The organism is Oleiphilus sp. HI0066, from assembly GCF_001635725.1.
On sequence record NZ_LWFH01000899.1, the window covers coordinates 1 to 1,151 of the forward strand.

Sequence of the window (1,151 nt, forward strand, 5' to 3'; positions counted from 1 at the left end):
TGAGCTAGCGGTGAAACAAACAAGTAACGGTCGCAGTAAGGCTGAGATGAAAGACTGGGTGCATCATAATCTTGAATTAGTGCACATGACCCATGCCTTGGATAAATTACCTTCTGAAATTTCCGGTGGTATGAAGCAACGTGTTGGTATCGCACGAGCTTTGGCGATGGAGCCAAAAGTATTGCTCATGGATGAACCTTTCGGTGCACTCGATGCGTTAACACGGGCTCACTTGCAGGATTCTCTTATGGAGATTCATGCCGAGCTTGGTAACACAGTTATTATGATCACGCACGATGTTGACGAAGCTGTTCTATTGTCTGATCGCATTGTGATGATGACTAACGGACCAGCGGCAACGATTGGCGAGATCTTAGATGTGAAACTAGATCGACCTCGTGATCGTTTGGCGTTGGCAGATAATCCTGAGTACAACCACTATCGTCATGAAGTACTTACCTTCTTATATGAAAAACAGAAAAAAGTTGAGTCTGTCGATAAGCATAAGAAAAAAGAAGAGTCTTCTGAGAAGGTCGTTACAGATCAAACCGATTCGAATGCAGCATAGTTGCTGATTGATTCACTCATTACGAGTTTGCTTATCAGAGTAAATTGTCTCGTGTTCTTGCCCACTTTAACGTGGGCATTTTTTTGCCTGTTAATTACTAGCGTTGCTTGTACTGTGTGGAGCAATACCCTCGAGAGATGTCTGGGTTACGGAGTTTCAAATGCTTCGTGGTGCGCGATGACACACGCGTGCGCCAATGACGAAAGCTAGAAGGTTTAAGTTGACGGCGCATGAATCGAATGACTTCCGATTCATTCATGTCATATTGATGTTTGATGGCTTCAAAGGGGGTGCGATCTTCCCATGCCATTTCAATGATTCTAGAGATATCTTCGGCTGATAGAGCCATACACGCCTCGCTCAATTATTTGAAAGGTATACGTGTAGGAATCAAAAGAGGTTTATGATCTATTGCGGGTGTCTAAAACAATTCTCGTTGAAGTTGTGTTACGCGAACTTCATCGCCAATTTTAAGTTCACCGCCTTGAATCACTTTTGCGCAATAGCCGCCTCTGCCATACATCGCGAGTAGAGTCCCTTTCCCCAATGATTTTTCCATACGAGAACAGGGATGGCAGTGCGC

2 protein-coding genes are annotated in these 1,151 nt (G+C 44.3%); one reads left to right on the plus strand and one right to left on the minus strand.

Annotation, left to right across the window (positions count from 1 at the left end; genetic code table 11):
* Positions 1–568 (plus strand): ABC transporter ATP-binding protein (locus A3738_RS10525; RefSeq protein WP_156504187.1); only part of this gene is annotated, 568 nt, incomplete at its 5' end.
* A gap of 97 nt (positions 569–665) precedes the next feature.
* On the opposite strand, the gene A3738_RS10530 is transcribed toward A3738_RS10525, so the two are convergent.
* The gene (locus tag A3738_RS10530; RefSeq protein ID WP_068475967.1) at positions 666–917 is read right to left on the minus strand and encodes a TIGR03643 family protein; all 252 of its coding nucleotides are present in this window, start codon (positions 915–917) and stop codon (positions 666–668) included.
* Positions 918–1,151 lie beyond the last annotated feature (234 nt).